Raw genomic sequence first — 18,549 nt, forward strand, 5'->3', positions numbered from 1 at the left:
TCGCGACGAAATCCGCAGCGAAAACCGCAGCCCTGCGATCGACTCAGATCGCAGGGCCGCGGCCGTGCCGGCATCACGCCGGCGATGTCAGACTCAGAGCAGGGTGACGGATTCCGCCTGCGGACCCTTCTGACCCTCTCCGACCTCGAACTGAACCTGCTGGCCCTCTTCGAGCGAGCGGTAGCCGTCCATCTGGATTGCGCTCCAGTGAACGAACACGTCCTGGCCATCGCCTTCGAGGGTGATGAATCCGTAGCCCTTTTCGGCGTTGAACCACTTGACGGTGCCTTGTGCCATTACTTCTCCATAGGATGCAGTGTCATTTGAAATCCGTTTCCGACACCACGCAGTGCCGGATTCCGAACGCTAGTAAAACTCAACAGACCCCGCGATTTCTCTCAATTACCTCTGGAGATTGACCTCGGTGAAGCACGATCAGAACACAAGGTGCAGTGCTTGCCTAGCTGGTAAAACTCTACATCAGGCCCGGGCGGGTCACCCGTTCGCTCAACACTGTTATCAATTCGTTACTTTTGATTTCAACCGCCATTCACGCGGTGAATTCGCGCCGAATCTCAGCCTTCGCCGAGGCCGCTTCCCTCGGTGCCGGAGCCGTCCGAGCTTCCCGAGGCACCACCTTCGGATCCCGTAGTTGCCCCACCGGATTCCGCGTCGCCGCCGCTCGGCGAGGGTCCGCGGTTCGCGATGTCCGAGCAGATGACGACGGTGAGGTCGGCGGTGAAGTCCTTCGACTGCTCCGTCGCCTTGATGCCCAGGGCGTCGGCGACGAGCTTCGCCTGCGCGGCGGAGTCCTTGTCCTTGTAGTAGACGACCGAGTCGCTGCGGGCGGTCGAATAGTTGCCGACCTTGCCGATCGTCCACCCTTCCTTCTCCACGGCGTCGGAGAACTTCTTCGCCACACCGGAGACGCCCGAGCCATTGAGCACATCGACCTTGAGTGAGGAGTCGACGACGCTGACCTCGCTCTCCGACGGCTTCGGAGTCGCCGGCGCCGAGGTTGCGGGTGCACCTGCGCCGTCGCCGACGGTGGTCTCGGGATCGCGCATCGACGAGGTGATGATGTTGATGGCCGCGACGACGAGGAGCACGGCGACGAGGGCGAGGACGATGACCAGCGTGATCGCCCCGACGTTCGACGACGCGGAGTCCTGCCGGTGGGCGCCGCTGCGGCGTCCCGGCTCGATGGTGTCGAATTCGTCAGTCATGGCTACCTCGAGACGCGGGCCTGAGCGCGTTCGCTCTGCCGAGTGGTGCGGATGCGCCGCAGGCGCTTGACGAGCATCGGGTCGCTCGCGAGAGCCGCAGGATTGTCGAGCAGGGAATTGAGGATCTGGAAGTAGCTCGTCGCCGACATGTCGAAGCGCTCGCGGATGGCGTGGTCCTTCGCCCCACCGTACTTCCACCAGCGCCGCTCGAACTCCAGAATGGACACCTCGAGCTCACTCAGTGCAGGGGTGTCCTCGTTCTGCGGCATAGACGGTGTGCTCCTTCGAGTGTTTTCTCTGAGCTTATGCTATCGCCCGAATGACATCACTGTCATTCTCGGCACGCGTTCCCGCCCGTGTTCCCGCCTCGGACCGGGGATTCTCCCCCACCGAGGCGGTCGCCGGCTGCCGTGGGCACGCGAGCCGACCGTCACGCACGTCACATCCCGGTCATCCAGTCCGGCCGGATTCCTCGGCCGGGTTCCCCTGCCGGATTCCCCGCCCGGATTCCCCGGCCGCCTCCTCCGGCTCCCCGCGCACGACGAGAGGGCAGGGCCGAAGTCCTGCCCTCTCGCCTCGACGGCGGAGCCGCCTCGGCGAATGACTGCGATCAGACGCCGGGACGGCCCGGCCGGCGGTCGATCACCGGATGCGGATGTTGACCTGCTTGATCTGGGTGAACCCCTCGAGCATGCCCTCGAGCGAGGCCTCACGGCCGAAGCCCGAGTTCTTCATGCCGCCGTAGGACTGCCCGGCCAGCTGACCGCCGCCCTGGTTGATCTGGATCCAGCCGGATTCGATCCGGTCGGCCATCGTCAGGGCCGAGTCGAGGTCCTTGGTGAACACGTAGGCGGCGAGTCCGTACTCGCTCGTGTTCGCCATGTCGATGACCTCGTCGACGGTCTTCCAGGGGATGACGGAGAGGACGGGGCCGAAGATCTCCTCCTGGCTCGTCTGCCAGTCGTTCTGCGCCTTCGAGAAGATCACCGGCGCATGGTAGAAGCCGGGCTCGCCCACGTTGAGCTCACCGTGGCCGTCGTAGGCGACCTCGACGCCGTCCATCGCCTTGCCCATCTCGATGTAGCTCTCGACCTGGTCGTACTGCTTCTCGTTGATGATCGCGCCGATGTCCGTGTCCTCGTCGCGCGGGTCACCGACCTTCATCGTCTTCACCGCGGCGACGAGCTTGGCGAGGAACGAGTCGTAGATGTCCTCGTGGAGGAAGAGGCGCGAGCCCATCGTGCACGACTGACCCTGGCGGGCGAAGCGGGTGGAGAGGAGGACCTGCTCGACCGTGTCCTCGTCGTCGGAGTCGGGGAAGATGATGTTCGGGCTCTTGCCCCCGAGCTCCATCGACGAATGCGCGAGGCGGTTGCCGGCCACCTCGGCGACGTGACGACCCACGCTCGTCGATCCGGTGAACGAGAGCTTGTCGACGTCGGGATGGACGTTGAGGGCCTCGCCGATGACCGAGCCCTTGCCGGTGACGACGTTGAGCACGCCGGGCGGGAGGATGCCGTCGAGGAGCTCGGCCATCTTGAGGATGGTCAGCGGTGCGTCCTCGGCGGACTTGAGGACGATCGTGTTGCCGGCGGCGAGCGCGGCCGGGGTCTTGAACGCCGCGATCATCAAGGGCGAGTTCCACGGCAGGATGCCGGCGACGACGCCGAGGGGAACCCGCTTCGTGTACTGGAACTGCTGGTCTCCGGCGGGCAGGGTCGTGCCCTTGACCTCACCGGCGACGCCGCCCATGTAGCGGAAGAGATCGGCGAGGATGACGGTCTCGGGTCGGGCCTGCGTGCGGATCGCGTTGCCGGTGTCGAGTGCGGTGAGCTCGGCGAGCTCCTCCGATCCGGCCTCGAGTGCGTCGGCGCACTTGATGAGCAGCTTCTGCCTCTCCTTGAACGGCAGTGCGGCCCATCCGGGGAAGGCGGCGCGGGCGGCCTTGACCGCACGGTCCGCGTCGGCCTCCTTGCCCTCGGGCACCGTGGCGATGACGACGTTGCGGTCGATCGGGGTGATGACGTCGTGGGTCTCCCCGTCGAGGGCGTCGACCCATTCTCCGCCGATGAACATCTTCCAGGGTGTGGCGTCGGGAAATTGCGTCATTGTGGTGGACTCACCTTCCAGGTTCTCCGATGAACTCATTCCCCCGAGCATATCCCCCGGCCCCCTGCGACCTGAACGCCGGGAGGCTGGGCGATCATGCACACCTCGTCTGCGCTCGGAGCACATCGCGACGGCGCTTCCTCGATAGAATCGCGGGCATGACCTCGATGAGCACGATCATGTCCCCCGACTGGGCCGAGGCCCTGGCCGAGTCCGAGGCCGACATCCACGCGATGGGCGACTTCCTCCGGTCCGAGAACGCGGCCGGACGTTCCTACCTGCCGGCCGGCGATTCGATCTTCCGCGCCTTCGCCGAACCGCTGTCGAACGTCAAGGTCCTCATCGTCGGCCAGGACCCCTACCCGACGCCGGGACATCCGATCGGCCTGTCCTTCGCCGTCGACCCCGAGGTCAGGCCCCTGCCCCGGTCCCTGACGAACATCTACAAGGAACTCGCCGACGACCTCGGCATCGCCCCGGCCGCCCACGGCGACCTGCGTGCCTGGTCGCAGCAGGGCGTCATGCTCCTCAACCGGGTCCTCACCGTCGGTCCCGGTGCTCCCGCCTCGCACCGCGGCAAGGGCTGGGAGGCGATCACCGAGCAGGCCATCCGCGCCCTCGTCGCCCGGGATCAGCCTCTCGTCGCGATCCTCTGGGGTCGGGATGCGCGGAACCTCGCTCCGCTGCTGAGCTCCGGTCGCGCCGAGGTGGCCATCATCGAATCCGCGCACCCCTCCCCGCTCTCGGCGTCCCGGGGGTTCTTCGGCTCCCGGCCGTTCTCGCGGACGAACGAGCTGCTCGGGCAGAAGGACATCCCCGGCATCGACTGGCAGCTGCCCCCGCAGAGCTGAGCTCCCCGTCAGGCCGGCCGCTGCGTCCCATCGCCCGGCGCCGGGGAGTCCCCGGAGCGCACGTTTTCGGCGACGGTCTCCGCCCTGCGCCCCTTGAGCGGGCGGGCGAGATAGCTGCCGAGGACGGCGCCGACGGCGAGCGCGGCATTGGCGAGGATCGCGGTGAACAGTGCGGACAGGCCCTCGGCGAACGTCGTCGTCTCCGTCTCCGCGACGATCCGGTAGACGGCGGTGAAGATGGACAGTCCCTGGAGGAGGGTGTAGATCGCGGGGATCGTCAGCACGATCGCCGGCGCTCCGAGCCGCAGCGCGAGCGGCCGGGCGAGGAAGCCCGCGACGGTGGCCGAGAGCAGGCTTGCGAGCACATTGTCCATGCCCAGCAGCGTCAGCGACATCATCGTGATGAAGGAGTCGAGGCCGACGACCGCGGCGGGCAGGATGAACCGCCGCGAGGCCTGCATACCCACGGCGCCGGCCATCGCGACGACCGCGGCCGCCCCGAGGGAGACGATCATCGCGACGACGTGGACGCCGGAGCGCGGGACGAGGATCTCGATCGGCTGCATCCCCAGCGCCTGACCGCAGGCGACGCCGAAGGCCAGTCCCGAGACGATGCCGGCGAAGGAGAGGAACACCCCGACGAGGCGACCGGCCGCGGTGAGCGGGAAGTTCGTCAGCGCATCCTGGACGGAGGAGTAGAGCGCCTGCGTGGGCAGGAGGAGGACGATGGCCGCCGCGACGAGATACTGCGGGGAGTCGATGAGGCCGAAGTTGCCCGCCGCCATCGCCACCAGGGTCCCGATCGCCGCCTGCAGGGCGGTGATGAAGAACGAGGGCAGGCTCGTGCGGCCGATGAGCTTGCCGAGCTGGAAGATGAACACCGCCATGGCGATGCCGAGGATGATCGCGACCGGGCCTCCCCCGAGGAGGAGGACGAGGCTGCCGACCATGAGCCCCCACGCTCCGGTGACGAACCATTCCTTGAACGGCCGGCGCTGGGAGCGGATCGCGTCGAGGCGGCTGCGGGCGTCCATGAACCCGATCCGACCGTCGACGAGGTCGGAGACGAGCTTGTGGACGGAGGCGAGCTTCGCGTAGTGCGTCGACTCCCCCCGGTTGACCCGCATCACCGTCATCAGACGGCCGTCGGAGGTCGAGTAGTGGACGACGAGCGTGCTCGAGGTCAGATCCACCTCGGCGGTCGAGAGCCCGCACGCGGTGCATGCGGCGATGACGGAGACCTCGATGTCGTTCGTGCCCGCCCCTGCGCGCATCATGATCGCCGCGATGTCCGCGGCGAGGTCGAGGATCATCCTCGCCTCGTCCTCGGCCGGCTCGCTCGCCTGCACGGGCGCCTGGTACGGGGTGCCCTTGAGGACGGTGATGATCGGCACCGGCTGCGTGTTCACCGAGGTGCCGGTGACGAGCCGGCCGACGGTTCGGCGGGCGACGCGCTGGGCGACCCGCTGGGAGGCGCCGAGGTGGTCGGTGCGCGGTTTGGTCTGCTTGGGTGCGCGGGTGCTTGTGCGCATCGGCTGCGACTGCAGTTCGGCCAGGCGTTGGGCACGGGTGCGCTCGAGAAGTTCGCGCAGCGCCTGCGACCCCGCCTCCGAACGGCCGGCCACGGGACCTGTCGTCGTGTCCTGGTCGCGGACCACCTCGGCGGGTGCCCGGTCGACGGGGATGTCCGCGGTCGTCGCATTCTCATCCGCCCGGGCGGGACTGTCCCCGGCAGGATTGGCCCGGTCGAGCGGGATGTCGGCGGTGGTCGCCTCGTCCGGAGCGCTCGGGGCTCCGGTCGCGGCGTCGTGGGAGGGCCTCTGTGTCACGGCTCGCTGATGAGAGTCGGGCCGTAGGGGTCGGCCACCTCGGCGGTGCCGGTCGTCGCGTCGAACGCATAGACCCGGCGCCCGGAGACGAAGACCTCTTCGGCGCGGGAGTCGAGGTCGAGCGGGTCGCCGGACCAGATGACGAGGTCGGCGTCCTTGCCGGGGGCCAGCGATCCGAGCCGGTCGTCGAGGCCGAAGATCGCGGCCGGGTTGATCGTCAGCGCCTCGAGGGCGACGACGGGGTCGAGGCCCTCCTTGACGGCCAGCGACGCCTCGTGGATGAGGAAGTTGATGGGGATGACGGGATGGTCGGTCGTCAGCGCGATCCGGACCCCCGCCTCGGCCAGCGCGGCCGCCGTGGCCAGGGTGCGGTCACGCAGTTCGACCTTCGACCGGCTCGTCATGAGCGGGCCGAGGATGACGTCGATGCCCTTCTCGGCGATGAAGTCGGCGATCTTGTGACCCTCGGTGCCGTGGTTGATGACCAGCCGGTAGCCGAACTCCTCGGACAGGCGGATCGCGGTGGCGATGTCGTCGGCCCGGTGGCAGTGCTGGTCCCAGGCCAGAGTGCCGTCGAGCACTTCGGCCAGCGTCTCCTTGACGAGGTCGCGTTCGAACGGAGTGCCCTCCGCCTCGGCGTGATCGCGGGCGGCCCGGTAGTTCTGCGCCTCGACGAAGGCATCGCGGATGACCTTCGCGGTGCCCATCCGCGTGGACGGGGTGACCTTCTTCTCCCCGTACACCCGCTTCGGGTTCTCCCCGAGCGCGGATTTCACGGAGAGGTCCTGGGTCACGAGCATCTCGTCGACGACCCGCCCCCACGTCTTGACGAACGCGGTGCGCCCGCCGATGGGGTTGCCGGAGCCGGGTTTGATGAACGCCGAGGTGACTCCTCCGCGCAGCGCATCCTTGAAGCCGAGGTCGGCGGGGTCGATGCCGTCGAGTGCGCGCAGACCCGCACCGTTGGGATCGGTCATCTCGTTCGTGTCATCGCCCGACCAGCCTTCCCCGTCCTCATGCACGCCGAGGTGGCCGTGGGCTTCGATGAAGCCGGGAACCACCCAGCGGCCGGCGGCGTCGATGGTCTCGGTGCCGGCGGGGATCGCGGTGTCCGGTCCGCCGAGAGCGGCGATGACCCCGTCTGCGAGGACGATCGTGCCGTTGTCGATGGGTTCGGCTCGCGTGCCGCTGGCATCGGCGATCGGCAGGATGCGGGCGCCGACGATGGCGACGTCGCTTCGCGGGGGAACAGGGACCGAACGATACATCGTGCTCCTTCGACTGCGCGGGTGGTCAGTGTGCGTCTTCGCGGTTCGACTGCGGTTCTCGGCGGCGGAGGTCCGCTCGGGGTGAATCTCGGTGAGCGCTCTGGCCGTCCCGGTGGCCGCATCGCAGTGACGAGTCTACGCCACGACCACGGCCGGCAACGGCTCTGACCACGCCGTTGACCGAGCTTGCGGGCTACTGTGCCGCGGGACTCAGAGGCTGTGGGGCGACGGTCCAGACTGTCAGGCTACTCATGGGTACACCTGGTCTGATCATGGGTATAGGTTGGACGCAGCGGACGAACGAGCGAAGGAGCCAACGATGCTCAGCACCATCCATTCCTTTGTCGCGATCGGCGACTCCTTCAGCGAAGGACTCATGGATCCCGACCCGGACGGCACCCCGGACCGCTTCCGCGGGTGGACCGACCGGCTCGCCGAACTCCTCGTCGACTCCCCTGCCGCCGGGCCCGAACTCCTCTACGCGAACTTCGCGATCCGCGGCCGCCTCCTCCAGGGCGTCATCGACGAACAGGTGCCGAAGGTCCTCGACCTCAAACCGGATCTCGTGAGCTTCTGCGCTGGCGGCAACGACTGCCTGCGTCCGCGAACGGACATCGACGGGCTCGCCAACCAGTTCGAACGCGCCGTCATCGCGATGCGCGAGGAGGGCATCGAGGTCGTCATGGCCAACGGCTTCGACACGGAGACGATGTCGCCGCTGCTGCGCGCGGTGCGCCCCCGCGTCGGCGTCTACAACGCGCACCTGTGGACGATCGCGCAGCGCCACGGCTGTCACATGGTCGACGTGTGGGGGCTGCGCCCGCTCTACGCCGAAGACATGTGGGCCGAGGACAAGATCCACCTCTCCTCGACCGGGCACGACCTCGTCGCCCGACAGGCGCTTGCCACACTCGAGTCCGGGCACTCGCTGCCGACGACCGGGTTCGGGATGCCCCCGCGCACGACCCGGCCCATCCGCGACGTCGTCGTCGAGGAGTCGAAGTGGGCGCGCGAGCACTTGGCCCCCTGGGTGGGCAGGCGTCTGCGCGGGCAGTCCTCGGGCGACAAGCTCAGCCCGAAGGTCCCCGACCTCTCCCCCGTCCGCCGCACCGTCGACCATGAGCACGTCGCCGGTCGCGATGTCGAGGTCGAGCAGATCGTCAGCACCGATGCCGTGAGCGGCGAAGCAGTGAGTGAGGGACGGAATGACTGAATGGCCGCACACCTGGGCGCAGACGCCGGGGCCGAGCGAGGACGAGCGCAGCGAGGCCCTCGATGCGCTCGGGCAGAGGCTCGGGGCCGAACCGAACGTGACCCGTCATGCCTACGGAACCGATGTCGACCAATTCGTCGAGGTCCACGGGGACCCGGCGACCGCCTCGGCGGTGGTGGTCTTCGTCCACGGCGGCTACTTCCGTCCGAGCATCGACTTCGTCCATGCCAGACCGCTCGCGCAGGCTCTCGCCGTTCGGGGTCTGCTCTGCGTCCTCGTCGAATACCGTCGCATCGGCGGGCAGCCGCGCTGCCTCGACGACGTCACTGCCGCGATCGGCTTCGCCGTCGATGCGCTCGAGGAGTGGGGCGTGTCGGAACGGGCGCGTGAGCGGCCCGTCGTCGCCGGGCACTCGGCGGGAGGCTGCCTCGTGCTGTCGTGGGCGAGCCACCTCGGCGAGGAGGGGCGGGCCTTCCGGCTGCGTCCGCTCGCCCCGATCTCGGATCTGCTGCGGGAGGTCGACGAGGGACTCGCGGACGGCGCGGTGCTCGACTACATGGGAGCCCCGCCGCAGGAGGACCTGCCCGCGTACCTGCGGGCGGATCCGCGGTCGCGGGCGGTGCTCATCCCGGCCCGTGCCGCCGCGCACATCATCCACGGGGATGCCGACGGGATCGTCGACGTGACGTTCTCGCAGAACTTCCCCGCCCCGCTCACGATCCTGCCCGGCGCCGACCACATGGACCTCGTCGACCCCGAGTCGCCGTACTTCCCGCAGGTCCTCGAACTGCTCCTCGCCTGAGCTTCCCGCGAGTCTCCGCTCTCAGCAACCCTCCGGGCGCTCGGCAGCCCTGCGCCGGGTGGCCGAGCGCCCTGAGGGTTGCTCGGATCCGCGGACTCGCGGCCTCAGTGCTTCGGATGCGTCTGCGTGCCGGGGCCGTTCTCGATGCCGGTGCGGATGTCGAAGAGCTCGGGGAAGAACGTGAGGTCGAGGGCTTTCTGGAGGAAGCCGACGCCGCTCGACCCGCCGGTGCCGCGCTTCATGCCGATGATGCGCAGCACCGTGCGCATGTGGCGGTAGCGCCAGAACTGGAAGTTCTCCTCGAGGTCGACGAGCTCTTCGCAGCTCTCGTACTCCAGCCAGTACTCCTCGGGGTTCTCGTAGATGATGCGGAACGTCTCGAGCAGCTCCTCGTCGAAGGTGTGAGAGACGGAGACGTCGCGGTCGAGGATGCGCTGCGGGACCGGCAGGCCACGACGGGCGAGGAAGCGGAGGAACTCGTCGTAGACGCTCGGCTCCTCGAGATACTGCTCGAGCGCGGCCCGGGCCTCGGGTTCGGAATCGAAGACCGCGAGCATGCCCCGGTTCTTGTTCCCCAGCAGGAACTCCACCGCCCGGTACTGCCAGGACTGGAAGCCCGAGGAGTGGCCGAGTTCGTCGCGGAAGCCCACGTACTCGCTCGGGGTCAGGGTCGCGAGCACCGACCACTGCTCGGTCAGCGTCTTCTGGATGTGCTTGACCCGGGCGATGCGCTTGAGCGCGAGCTGCAGCTGGTCGGCGGCGATGAGACGCCGGGCGTCGAGGAGTTCGTGGATGACGAGCTTGAACCACAGCTCGGTCGTCTGGTGCTGGATGATGAAGAGGAGCTCGTCATGGTGCTCGGGGCTGCTCACCGGATGCTGCGCGGTGAGGAGTCGGTCGAGGTCGAGGTACGACCCGTAGGTCATCTGCTCCCGCAGGTCGGTGTAGATCTCGTCCTCGAGGGCGCGCTCGTTCTTCTCGGCTGTCGACGTGTCATGAGTCATGATCCCAGCATGTCATGCGCGGGCGTCGGGCCTGAATCGAGCGGGCCTCCGTCCCTCGCCGAGGCGCTCGGCCGTCCCGGCGGCTTCGTCGTCAGTCTGCCCCGGGGCGACGGCGTTCGGGTTCGGCGACGTCCTGGACGTGGTCGACCAGTTCCTTCCATTCCCCGGTCAGCTCGGTCTCCCCGAAACGGGCATGCCCGTAGCGGCTCTCGATGAGGTAGACGTAGCGGTCGGCGGCGGACACGGAGCCGCGCGTACCCTGCGTCGAATCCCCGTGGCCGTCGCCGCTGCTCGGCCACGGGAGTTCGGCGACCCGTTCGCCGAGCTCCTCCCGGTGCTTGCTCGTGTCGATGTCGACGTCCCAGACGAGGAGGAACCCGCCGATGCCGCCGCTGCGTTCGACGAGGATATGGCCGAAGCCGCGTGTGCTCACCAGCTGCTCCCGCGGTTGCCCCGCTCGGAGGCGCTGGTGGCCACGCCGACGGTCTGCCAGCCTTCGACGACGGCGTCGTGGACATCGGATCCCTCTCCGAACTGTTCGGCCGCCTCGGCGATGGTGAGGTCCGCGAATTCGGAGAAGCCGGTCTTCGACGTGATCTCCGGTCCGGTGAGGACCCCGTACCAGACCTGACCAACGGTCTCCCAGGCCGGTCCGCCGACGGTGGTGGCCGCGAGCGCGAACGCGCGGTTGGGGATGCCGGAGTTGAGGTGGACGCCGCCGTTGTCGGATTCGGTCGTGACGAAGCCGTCCATGGAGTCCGGCTGCGGATCCTTGCCGAGGACGTCGTCGTCGTACGCGGTGCCCGGGGCGATCATCGAGCGCAGGGCCTTCCCGGTGACCGCCTCGGTGAAGATGCCCGCCCCGATGAGCCAGGTCGCGTCCTCGGCGTTCTGACCGGCCGCGTGCTGCTCGGTCAGGGCTCCGAAGACGTCGGCGCAGTGTTCGTTGAGCGCGCCCGACTGGTCGAAGTACTCGAGGTCGGCGGTGTGGGTGATGACGCCGTGGCTGAGTTCGTGGCCGATGATCGACACCGAGCCGGTGAAGCCTTCGAACACCTCGCCGTCGCCGTCGCCGAAGACGAGGAGCCGGCCGTCCCAGAAGGCGTTGTCGTAGTCCTTGCCATAGTGGACGCTGGCGATGAGCGGACCGCCCTGACCGTCGAGCGAGTTCCGGTCGAAGGCCTCGGCGAACAGGGCGTAGGAGGCGCCGAGGCCGTCGTAGGCTTCGTTGACCGCGGTGTCCTCTGTGGGGGCGTCCCCTTCGCTGCGGACGAGGACGCCGGGCAGGTCCTCCTTGTTCTGCGCGTCGTGGATCTGCCGGTTCGGACCCGTGGCACCGGCCTGCGCACTGCGGGTCCGCGCAGTCGCCGAGGAGTCGTCGGCGTCCGGCGAGGCGAGCAGGCCCTTCGCGCGGAGTTCGCGCACCTTCGCGGAGGCGACGAGGTTGCTGCGCGCGGCGACCGCGGCGCGGGGGAACTTCTGTGCGCCGCGTTCGGCGAGGGCGTTGAGGAGGTACGGCGGGACGACTGTTCTCACGTGTGCATCACTCATGTGACCACGGTCTCATCCGCGCCCGAGTGTTCGGTGAGAACGGCGGAGCTCTCGGAGCGTTGCCTCAGCGCGGTCGCCGATGCCGAACATCTCGCAAACGTGTCATTGCAAAGATTATTTTGCAAGTGTATCTTTGCATCATGAGCGAGAACTCACCGAAGCAGGGTCGCGATCTCGATGCCGCCGCCCTCAAAGGCCTGGCCCACCCGCTGCGGATGGCGATCTACGACGTGCTGACGAAGTACGGTCCGCAGACGGCGACGTCGCTGGCCCACCGCCTCGGCGAGTCCTCTGGGTCGACGAGCTACCACCTGCGCCAACTCGCGCGTCACCGCTTCATTCGCGAGGTCGAGGGCTCGGGCAACGGGCGCGAGAAGTGGTGGGAGAGGGTGCCCGGCGGCGTCGAGCTGCCCCGCCCCGGCGACGAACGGGAGCCGGCGGTCAGCGCCGCGGCGGACTTCGTCTTCCGCGAGTGGACGCGCAGCAGCATCCACGCATTGGAGGACTTCGCCGCTGCCTACTCCGACGCCGACCGCGTCCCGACCGAATGGGCCGAAGCCGTGGGCTTGACGACGATCAGCCTTCGCCTCACCCCCGACCAGCTCACCGAGGTCCGCGATCGCGTCCAGGAGACCACGCAGACCCTGGTCGAGGAGCTCCGCGGCCGCAACGACCCCGGATCCCGTCCCGTGCAGATCCAGTTCCATGCCTTCCCTTTGATCGATGGAGAGGAAACCCCCTCATGAGCACTCTCATCAGCATCGGCGGTGCGGTCAGGGGCCGCCGCGGCCGACCCGCCCCCGTCGTCTCCGCACACCGCAGCGCGATGCGCGTCGTCGAACGCACGACCACGACGATCCGTGAGATCTACGTCGACGACGATTCTCCCTCCGATGCTGGGTTCTCTGCCCACCCTTATCCTGCCGCCGAGGCAGTCGATAAGGATCTCACCTCGCCGCACGTCGGTCAGGCACCGGATGCCCGGGATCCAGGCGCCGAGGCGGTCGCCGAGATCCGCGGACTCGACCGTGTCGTCGTCCGCCTCGGTCTGTGGCTCGTCCGCCTCGGACGGAACAGAGCAGTGCGGCCCGGGGCCAGCGCCGAGGACATCGCCGAGCGGATGGAGGCGACCAAGTCGCACAATGCCCGGTTCGGATTCGGGGCTACGACCTACCTCGGCTGAGATCCGCACCCCAGGTACGCCGGTGATGGTCGGGCGGTCCTCACAGTCAGGACCGCAACTCGGACTCTCCGACCCCGGGATCAGGTCGTCCATACACTGATGACGTGCTCAAACCCATCCTGTGGCCGGTGCTCGTCCCGTCGCTGCTCTTCGCGGCAGGGTTGGGGGCGATCATGCCCGTCCTCGTCCTCGGAGCGCTCTCCCTCGGGGCGAGTTCGGCGTTCGCGGCCGCGATCGTCGGGATCATGGGTGCGGTCTCGCTGCTCGCGACGGTGCCGGCGGGAATCCTCATCGACCGCCTCGGCGACTTCCGGGCCATGGTCGTGGCGACGACCTTCGCGATCGTCATCGTCGCAGGCATCGTCGCGGCGTTCCTCTGGGACGCACCGGGCTCGCTGCTCGTCTACACGATCGCCCTCATGCTCTTCGCCCCGGTCTCCGACGTGTGGAATCTCGCGCGGCAGGCCGTCGTCGCCGAGGTGATGCCCTCGGCCCATCTCGCGAAGGCGATGACGGCACTCGGCGGGAGCATGCGCGTGGGCAACCTCGTCGGCCCGATCATCGGCGCAGGCCTCATGCTCGTCTTCCCGATCTGGTCGGTCTTCGTCTTCGCCGGCGTCGCGGGTCTCCTCGCGATCATCGTCATGGCCCTGCCGATCGCCCGCATCCCCGACTACGGGCACTCGCATTCCGATGGAGGTGCCACCGCCGGCTCGACGACTGCCTCTGCCGACGCCGTGACTGCGCGGACCGACTCGCCTGCCGAACCACCTCGGCGAGCGCGTCTCGATGTGCGGTGGAACGCCGTCGTCCTCGTCGGGATCTCGATCGTCACGCTCACCGTGGCGCGCTCGGCACAGCCCGTCGTCATCCAGCTGTGGGGTGTCTCGATCGGACTGCACGAATCGCAGATCTCGCTGCTCATCGCCTTCGGGGCCGGACTCGAACTCGTCTTCATGTTCCTCGGCGCCTACATCAAGGACCACCTGGGCCGGGTCACCACGCTCGTCGCCTGCCTGACGATCTTCGGGGCCGGGTTCATCGCGATGGTGGCGATGCCGACGCTCACGGGCATGATCGTGTCGGTGGGGATCATGGCGGTGGGCAACGGCCTCGGCGCAGGGGTGAACATGACGATCGGCGCGGACCTCTCGCCGAGGATCGGGCGGGCGCGGTTCCTCGGCATCTGGGCGATCTTCAACAACGGCGGCAAGCTCGCAGGTCCCTCGGTCATCGCCCTTGTCATCGCGATCGCCTCGCTGCGGTTCGGCGTTCTCTTCACCGGCTTCGTCGCGATCGCCGGTGCCGTATGGGTGCTCGTGTGGGCGAGGCAGATCGGCCTACCGGGCCGGAGATGACGATCGGGTCCGACAGTGAACTGCCGGACCCGATTCGGTGGAGCCCACTGGTCTGAGCTCAGTCAGACCCGAGAGTACTCATCTCTCTCATCAAGAATCACGAAGCCGTCGTGGAGCTGTTTCTTCAGTTCCGAGATCAGCCGATCACCCTCGTCAGAAAATTCTCGTTCAGCGAGTTTCGAATCCCATTCAGTGTCCACGTCGAAATGCTCTGTCCAGAACGTCATATAGTTCAACAGACCTCTCTTCAAGTCAGAAGATATGTTGAGATCAGACACACGAAGGGCATACTCATACGCACCTTCTTCCCAGAGGGGCTCTTCCCTCCCCCAGTCAGGGAAGAATCGTATGACCCTCGCTCTACCCATTATCAACACGAGCTCTTTCTACTCGGGTACGATCACGAATGCGCCGAATCGAATCGGTTCGGGACCGATGCTTCCGGTCATCTGCCGATCACCTGAACCGGAGATGACGATCGGGTCCGACAGCGAACTGCCGGACCCGATTCGGTGGAGCCCCCTGTCAGACTCGAACTGACGACCTTCGCTTTACAAGAGCGGTGCTCTACCAACTGAGCTAAGGAGGCGCGGGCGCGGATCTCCCGCGCTCAATGCCTACACGATAGTAGTGCATCGGGCACTCGAGCGACAAAAGTCGTCACGCGAAGCGGCCGGTCGGTGCGGGAGTTCCCTCCCGCACCGGCCGGCCGCTTGTGCGCCTGCGCCGTCAGCGCGTGTGCGCCCTCAGCGCCTCAGCTCAGCAGGCGCTTCGTCTCAGCTCAGCGCCTCAGCTCAGTTCTTCACTTCGCCGGTGGCCTTGAGGATCTCGAGCGCCAGCGCCTGGGCGTCGCCGGTCTGCTCGGTCTTCTTGCCGTTGATGAGCACCCACGGGGTCGCTTCGACGCCCGAGTCCAGGGACTCCTGGGTGGTGTTGGTGATGTACTTCTTGAAGGACTGATCGGCGACACAGCTCGCAACGGTCTGCTTCGGATCGGAGGTGAGCGGCTTCGACGTGTCGACGCCCGCATCGGTCGCGGCCTTGAGCAGCTCCGCGTCGGTGCGTCCGTTCGTGCCCTCTTCGGGCTGCTGGGCGAACAGTGCCTCGAGGAGAGTCTCGCCCTTCTCCGGCTGGGAGTCGACGACGCATGCGGCGAGGTTGGCCGCACGGGTCGAGTACTCGTTGCCGTTGGAGAACCGGTCGAGGATCGCGATCGGCTTGTACTCGAGCACGATCGAGCCCTCCTCGACGAGCTTGTCGAGCGTCGAGTCGTTGGTGTCCTCGAAGGCCTTGCACGCCGGGCACTGGAAGTCGACGAAGACGGTGACGGTGGCCGCGTTCTCCTTCACACCCGCCTCGGCGGGGGTCGGCAGCGGGGACTCCTCGCCCTTGGGCATGTTCATCGGCTGGACGACCGTGCCGCCCTTGGCGTAGTTGACACCGCCTGCGACGTAGTTCGCCGGCGGGTTCGCCGGCTGGGCCGACTGGACGACGAGGACGGTGACGATGACGGCCACCGCAACGACGACGACGCCGATTCCCGAGTAGAGGATGACCTTGGCGGTCTTCTCCTTCTTCGCCTGAGCTGCTGCGATCTGGCGGGCGTTCTCACGCGCCCGGTTCCGTTTCTGCTCCGCGGAGTTGTCTTTCGCCATTGTTCCTCACGTTGTCGATCGTCCGACTGGGGGTGCGGTCCCCGTCGGCGCGAACCGACATCAGACCCGCCGGGCGCATGACTGTCCCGACGCTCCCACTGTACCGAAACCGCATGTCACACGACTCCCAGATAAATTCAAGGTTCAATCATCGGGATCGGCCCACCCGTGGTGCGTGGATCCGTGTGATCATCGCCCCGCCGAGGCGGCCCCCCGTGCAGCTCGACCGTGCACTCCCGTCGGCGCCGGGAAGGACGCAGGGACCAACATGGAGTGAGTTCTCAGACGGGACCGGGCAGCCACTCGAACGGGCTGACCGGCAGCGGCCACCAGTTCATGCCCGCCCCCGAGGTGATGACCATGAGCGCGAGCACGATGAGGACCGCGAGGACGCCGAGGGCGATGAGCCGCCCCAGACCGTTGCGGGTGGCGCCGGTGACGATGAGCCGCGATCCGTACCGCAGGCTCGCAGCCCCGGGTCCCACCCAGAGCACGAGGGCCCCGGCCGCAGCCGCCGTCCACACCGACCACTGTTCGGAGAGGTCGCCGGGAACGATGTCGGCGACATCGAGGCGGGTGAGCACGAGCATCGCGATGCCGGCCACGGCGGGCAGGAGGAAGGTCGCGACCGAGGTGAGCACGGAGGCGATGAGTGCCGCCGGCGCTGAGGCGACCGACCGGAGCGTGCCCCCGCCGTCGTCGCCGCGTTCGTAGCGGTAGCGCTGGACCGTGCGATCGAGTCGGGTGGCGGTGCGCGCGAGCACCGACCACACGAAGGCGAAGCCGGTGATGACGAGCGGACTGAGCGGAGTGATGACGACGGCGAAGACGACGAGCGCGAAGACGACCCACCCGCCGGTGCGGATCGACCGGTAGGTCAGCGGCGCCCACTGGTCGTTCGGTGCCGTGCCCTGCGGGGCACCCGACTGTCCGGGCCAGCCCGTGTGACCGCCTGCCGGCGCTCCAGTGCCCGCCGAGGCGTCGCCCGGTCCGTAGCCGCGTGAGCCGAGGTCGGCGCCGGACATGGGTGAGCCCGGTGCCGAGCGGATCGCCCCGTTCGGGTTGTGCACGGGACCAGCCGTCGCCTGCCGCATCGCCGGGTCGAATCCCGGTTGACCGGCCATCGGCCGTCCCTGGTGGAGCGAGGTCGGGCGCATGGCCGTCTGTCCGTTCGGCACACCCTGCGCGAAGCGCTGTCCCTGCGGACCCTGCCCGTGGACTGTGGGACCGGACTGTCCCTGCCCCTGACCCTGCGCGAACATCTGTCGTTGCCCTTGCGCGGTTGCCTGACCCGGCGCCTGCCCGAGCATCTGCCCCGGCGCCTGCCCCTGCGCGTGCTGATTCCCCTGCGGGTACTGATTCGACTGCACGTACGGATTCGCCTGTGCATAGTCGACACCTTGCCGGGTGGGCAGATGACCGCCCTGACCGACGGAGGTGCGAGGGACTCCCGCGGCATTGCCTGCCATCCCGGCACTGCCGGCCGCGGACGCCGCGGCACCGCCGAGGGCCGCGCCGCCGACGGCACCGGCGGCACCCATGCCGCCGCGTGGGTCGTGGCCGGGGTATCCGCCGCGGGGTGCGCCGCGCCCGTCGGCCGTGTCACCGCTTCCGGGAGCCGCAGTCCGCGCCTCGTCGACGGCGGGCATGACCGCGGTGCGCTGGACGCCGGCGGCCGAGCCCGAACCGAGCTGCGGCATCCGCCCGGACTCGATGTCGACGAGGGCGTCGAGGATCATCTGCCCGCTCGGGCGCCTCTCCGGCTTCGGGTCGAGGCAGGCCTTGAGCAGGGGAACGAAGCCGGCGGGGGCACCGGAGAGGTCGTACTTGCCCAGCGCCACCCGGCCGAGCACCGCTTCGAGGGGACCCGCGCCGTACGGGTTGCGGCCCGTGGCCGCGAACGCCATCGTCGCAGCCCAGCCCCACCAGTCGGTCTTCTCCGAGGACGACTTGCCGTCGGCGATCTCCGGCGACAGGTACCCGGGGGTGCCCATGACGAGACCCGTCGCGGTCACGCGCACCTCGTCGGCGACCTGGGCGATGCCGAAGTCGATGACCATCGGCTCGCCGTCCATGATCATGACGTTCGCGGGCTTGAGGTCACGGTGGATGACACCGGAGTCGTGGACGGCGCCGAGGGCGTCGAGGAGGGCATGACCGAAGTGGACGAGCTCATCCTCGGCGAAGGGACCGTTGTCCCGGACGTCGTCGGACAGGGTCTGCCCGTCGACGAACTCGGTGATGATGAAGGGCTGCGCGGAGTCGAGTTCGGCGTCGAGCACCTCGGCGATGCGGGGATGGCGGATGCGACGCAGCGTCCGCACCTCCCGGGCCAGACGTTTGCGAGCGGTCTCGTCACCGGCGATGTGCGGGTGGAGGACCTTGACGGCGACAGGATTGTTGCCGCCGTCGACACCGAGGTAGACGACACCCATGCCGCCCGAGCCGAGCTCCTCGATGAGGCGGTAGCCTCCCAGATCCTGAACCATCACGGTCACAA

The 18,549-nt window shown here is 68.1% G+C and carries 18 protein-coding genes and 1 tRNA gene; 6 read left to right on the forward strand and 13 right to left on the reverse strand.

Annotation, left to right across the window (positions count from 1 at the left end; genetic code table 11):
- Positions 1-93: 93 nt before the first annotated feature.
- The 4 genes from AAHA49_RS03635 to AAHA49_RS03650 form a co-directional block, all read right to left on the reverse strand.
- A complete protein-coding gene (locus tag AAHA49_RS03635; RefSeq protein ID WP_339392270.1) occupies positions 94-297 on the reverse strand; it encodes a cold-shock protein in 204 nt (67 codons plus the stop codon).
- A 278-nt stretch (positions 298-575) separates the two neighbouring features.
- Positions 576-1,226 carry a LytR C-terminal domain-containing protein gene (locus AAHA49_RS03640; protein WP_342037221.1) on the reverse strand — a complete coding sequence of 217 codons (651 nt, stop codon included), beginning with the start codon at positions 1,224-1,226 and terminating at the stop codon, positions 576-578.
- A 2-nt stretch (positions 1,227-1,228) separates the two neighbouring features.
- Positions 1,229-1,495, reverse strand: coding sequence for a DUF3263 domain-containing protein (locus tag AAHA49_RS03645; RefSeq protein WP_342037222.1), 267 nt, complete (start codon positions 1,493-1,495; stop codon positions 1,229-1,231).
- 373 nt (positions 1,496-1,868) lie between these two features.
- Entirely contained in the window at positions 1,869-3,335 is a 1,467-nt protein-coding gene (locus AAHA49_RS03650; protein ID WP_342037223.1) for an aldehyde dehydrogenase family protein, read from the reverse strand.
- 158 nt (positions 3,336-3,493) lie between these two features.
- Here AAHA49_RS03650 and AAHA49_RS03655 point away from each other — a divergent pair, with 158 nt between their 5' ends.
- Positions 3,494-4,186, forward strand: a complete 693-nt coding sequence (locus tag AAHA49_RS03655) for a uracil-DNA glycosylase (RefSeq protein WP_342037224.1) — start codon at positions 3,494-3,496, stop codon at positions 4,184-4,186.
- An 8-nt stretch (positions 4,187-4,194) separates the two neighbouring features.
- Here AAHA49_RS03655 and AAHA49_RS03660 read toward each other — a convergent pair whose 3' ends face one another.
- Positions 4,195-6,015, reverse strand: coding sequence for a threonine/serine exporter family protein (locus AAHA49_RS03660; protein ID WP_342037225.1), 1,821 nt, complete (start codon positions 6,013-6,015; stop codon positions 4,195-4,197).
- On the reverse strand, positions 6,012-7,283 hold the full coding sequence (locus AAHA49_RS03665; protein ID WP_342037226.1) for an amidohydrolase: 1,272 nt from the start codon (positions 7,281-7,283) through the stop codon (positions 6,012-6,014). Before AAHA49_RS03665 ends, AAHA49_RS03660 begins: the two co-directional genes overlap by 4 nt.
- Before the next feature lie 319 nt (positions 7,284-7,602).
- On the opposite strand from AAHA49_RS03665, the gene AAHA49_RS03670 reads away from it, so the two are divergent.
- The gene (locus tag AAHA49_RS03670; protein ID WP_342037227.1) at positions 7,603-8,496 is read left to right on the forward strand and encodes an SGNH/GDSL hydrolase family protein; all 894 of its coding nucleotides are present in this window, start codon (positions 7,603-7,605) and stop codon (positions 8,494-8,496) included.
- Positions 8,489-9,298, forward strand: coding sequence for an alpha/beta hydrolase (locus tag AAHA49_RS03675; RefSeq protein ID WP_342037228.1), 810 nt, complete (start codon positions 8,489-8,491; stop codon positions 9,296-9,298). The genes AAHA49_RS03670 and AAHA49_RS03675 overlap by 8 nt, the downstream gene beginning before the upstream one ends.
- A 104-nt stretch (positions 9,299-9,402) precedes the next feature.
- On the opposite strand, the gene AAHA49_RS03680 is transcribed toward AAHA49_RS03675, so the two are convergent.
- The 3 genes from AAHA49_RS03680 to AAHA49_RS03690 form a co-directional block, all read right to left on the reverse strand.
- On the reverse strand, positions 9,403-10,302 hold the full coding sequence (locus AAHA49_RS03680) for a tryptophan 2,3-dioxygenase (protein WP_342037229.1): 900 nt from the start codon (positions 10,300-10,302) through the stop codon (positions 9,403-9,405).
- 91 nt (positions 10,303-10,393) lie between these two features.
- Complete coding sequence (locus AAHA49_RS03685; protein ID WP_342037230.1) at positions 10,394-10,735, reverse strand: hypothetical protein; 342 nt, start codon at positions 10,733-10,735, stop codon at positions 10,394-10,396.
- Positions 10,732-11,853, reverse strand: a complete 1,122-nt coding sequence (locus tag AAHA49_RS03690; protein ID WP_342037231.1) for a M4 family metallopeptidase — start codon at positions 11,851-11,853, stop codon at positions 10,732-10,734. Before AAHA49_RS03690 ends, AAHA49_RS03685 begins: the two co-directional genes overlap by 4 nt.
- Positions 11,854-11,993: 140 nt before the next feature.
- On the opposite strand from AAHA49_RS03690, the gene AAHA49_RS03695 reads away from it, so the two are divergent.
- The 3 genes from AAHA49_RS03695 to AAHA49_RS03705 all read left to right on the forward strand — a co-directional run bounded on the left by AAHA49_RS03695 (position 11,994) and on the right by AAHA49_RS03705 (position 14,394).
- On the forward strand, positions 11,994-12,599 hold the full coding sequence (locus AAHA49_RS03695) for an ArsR/SmtB family transcription factor (protein ID WP_342037232.1): 606 nt from the start codon (positions 11,994-11,996) through the stop codon (positions 12,597-12,599).
- Positions 12,596-13,036: a hypothetical protein gene (locus AAHA49_RS03700; protein WP_342037233.1), complete on the forward strand. Its 441-nt coding sequence runs from the start codon at positions 12,596-12,598 to the stop codon at positions 13,034-13,036. The genes AAHA49_RS03695 and AAHA49_RS03700 overlap by 4 nt, the downstream gene beginning before the upstream one ends.
- Before the next feature lie 104 nt (positions 13,037-13,140).
- Positions 13,141-14,394, forward strand: a complete 1,254-nt coding sequence (locus tag AAHA49_RS03705) for an MFS transporter (protein ID WP_342037234.1) — start codon at positions 13,141-13,143, stop codon at positions 14,392-14,394.
- Between the two features lie 62 nt (positions 14,395-14,456).
- Here the strand turns inward: AAHA49_RS03705 and AAHA49_RS03710 are convergent, their stop codons facing one another.
- From AAHA49_RS03710 to AAHA49_RS03725, 4 genes are all read right to left on the reverse strand, one after another.
- Positions 14,457-14,771 (reverse strand): hypothetical protein, encoded by a 315-nt coding sequence (locus AAHA49_RS03710; RefSeq protein WP_342037235.1) that lies wholly within the window; start codon positions 14,769-14,771, stop codon positions 14,457-14,459.
- A 136-nt stretch (positions 14,772-14,907) separates the two neighbouring features.
- Positions 14,908-14,983 (reverse strand) — tRNA-Thr (locus AAHA49_RS03715).
- 205 nt (positions 14,984-15,188) lie between these two features.
- The gene (locus AAHA49_RS03720; RefSeq protein WP_342037236.1) at positions 15,189-16,049 is read right to left on the reverse strand and encodes a DsbA family protein; all 861 of its coding nucleotides are present in this window, start codon (positions 16,047-16,049) and stop codon (positions 15,189-15,191) included.
- A gap of 281 nt (positions 16,050-16,330) precedes the next feature.
- On the reverse strand, positions 16,331-18,538 hold the full coding sequence (locus AAHA49_RS03725) for a serine/threonine protein kinase (protein WP_342037237.1): 2,208 nt from the start codon (positions 18,536-18,538) through the stop codon (positions 16,331-16,333).
- Positions 18,539-18,549 lie beyond the last annotated feature (11 nt).

Source organism: Brevibacterium ammoniilyticum, from assembly GCF_038429965.1.
Taxonomy (GTDB): Bacteria; Actinomycetota; Actinomycetes; order Actinomycetales; family Brevibacteriaceae; genus Brevibacterium; species Brevibacterium ammoniilyticum.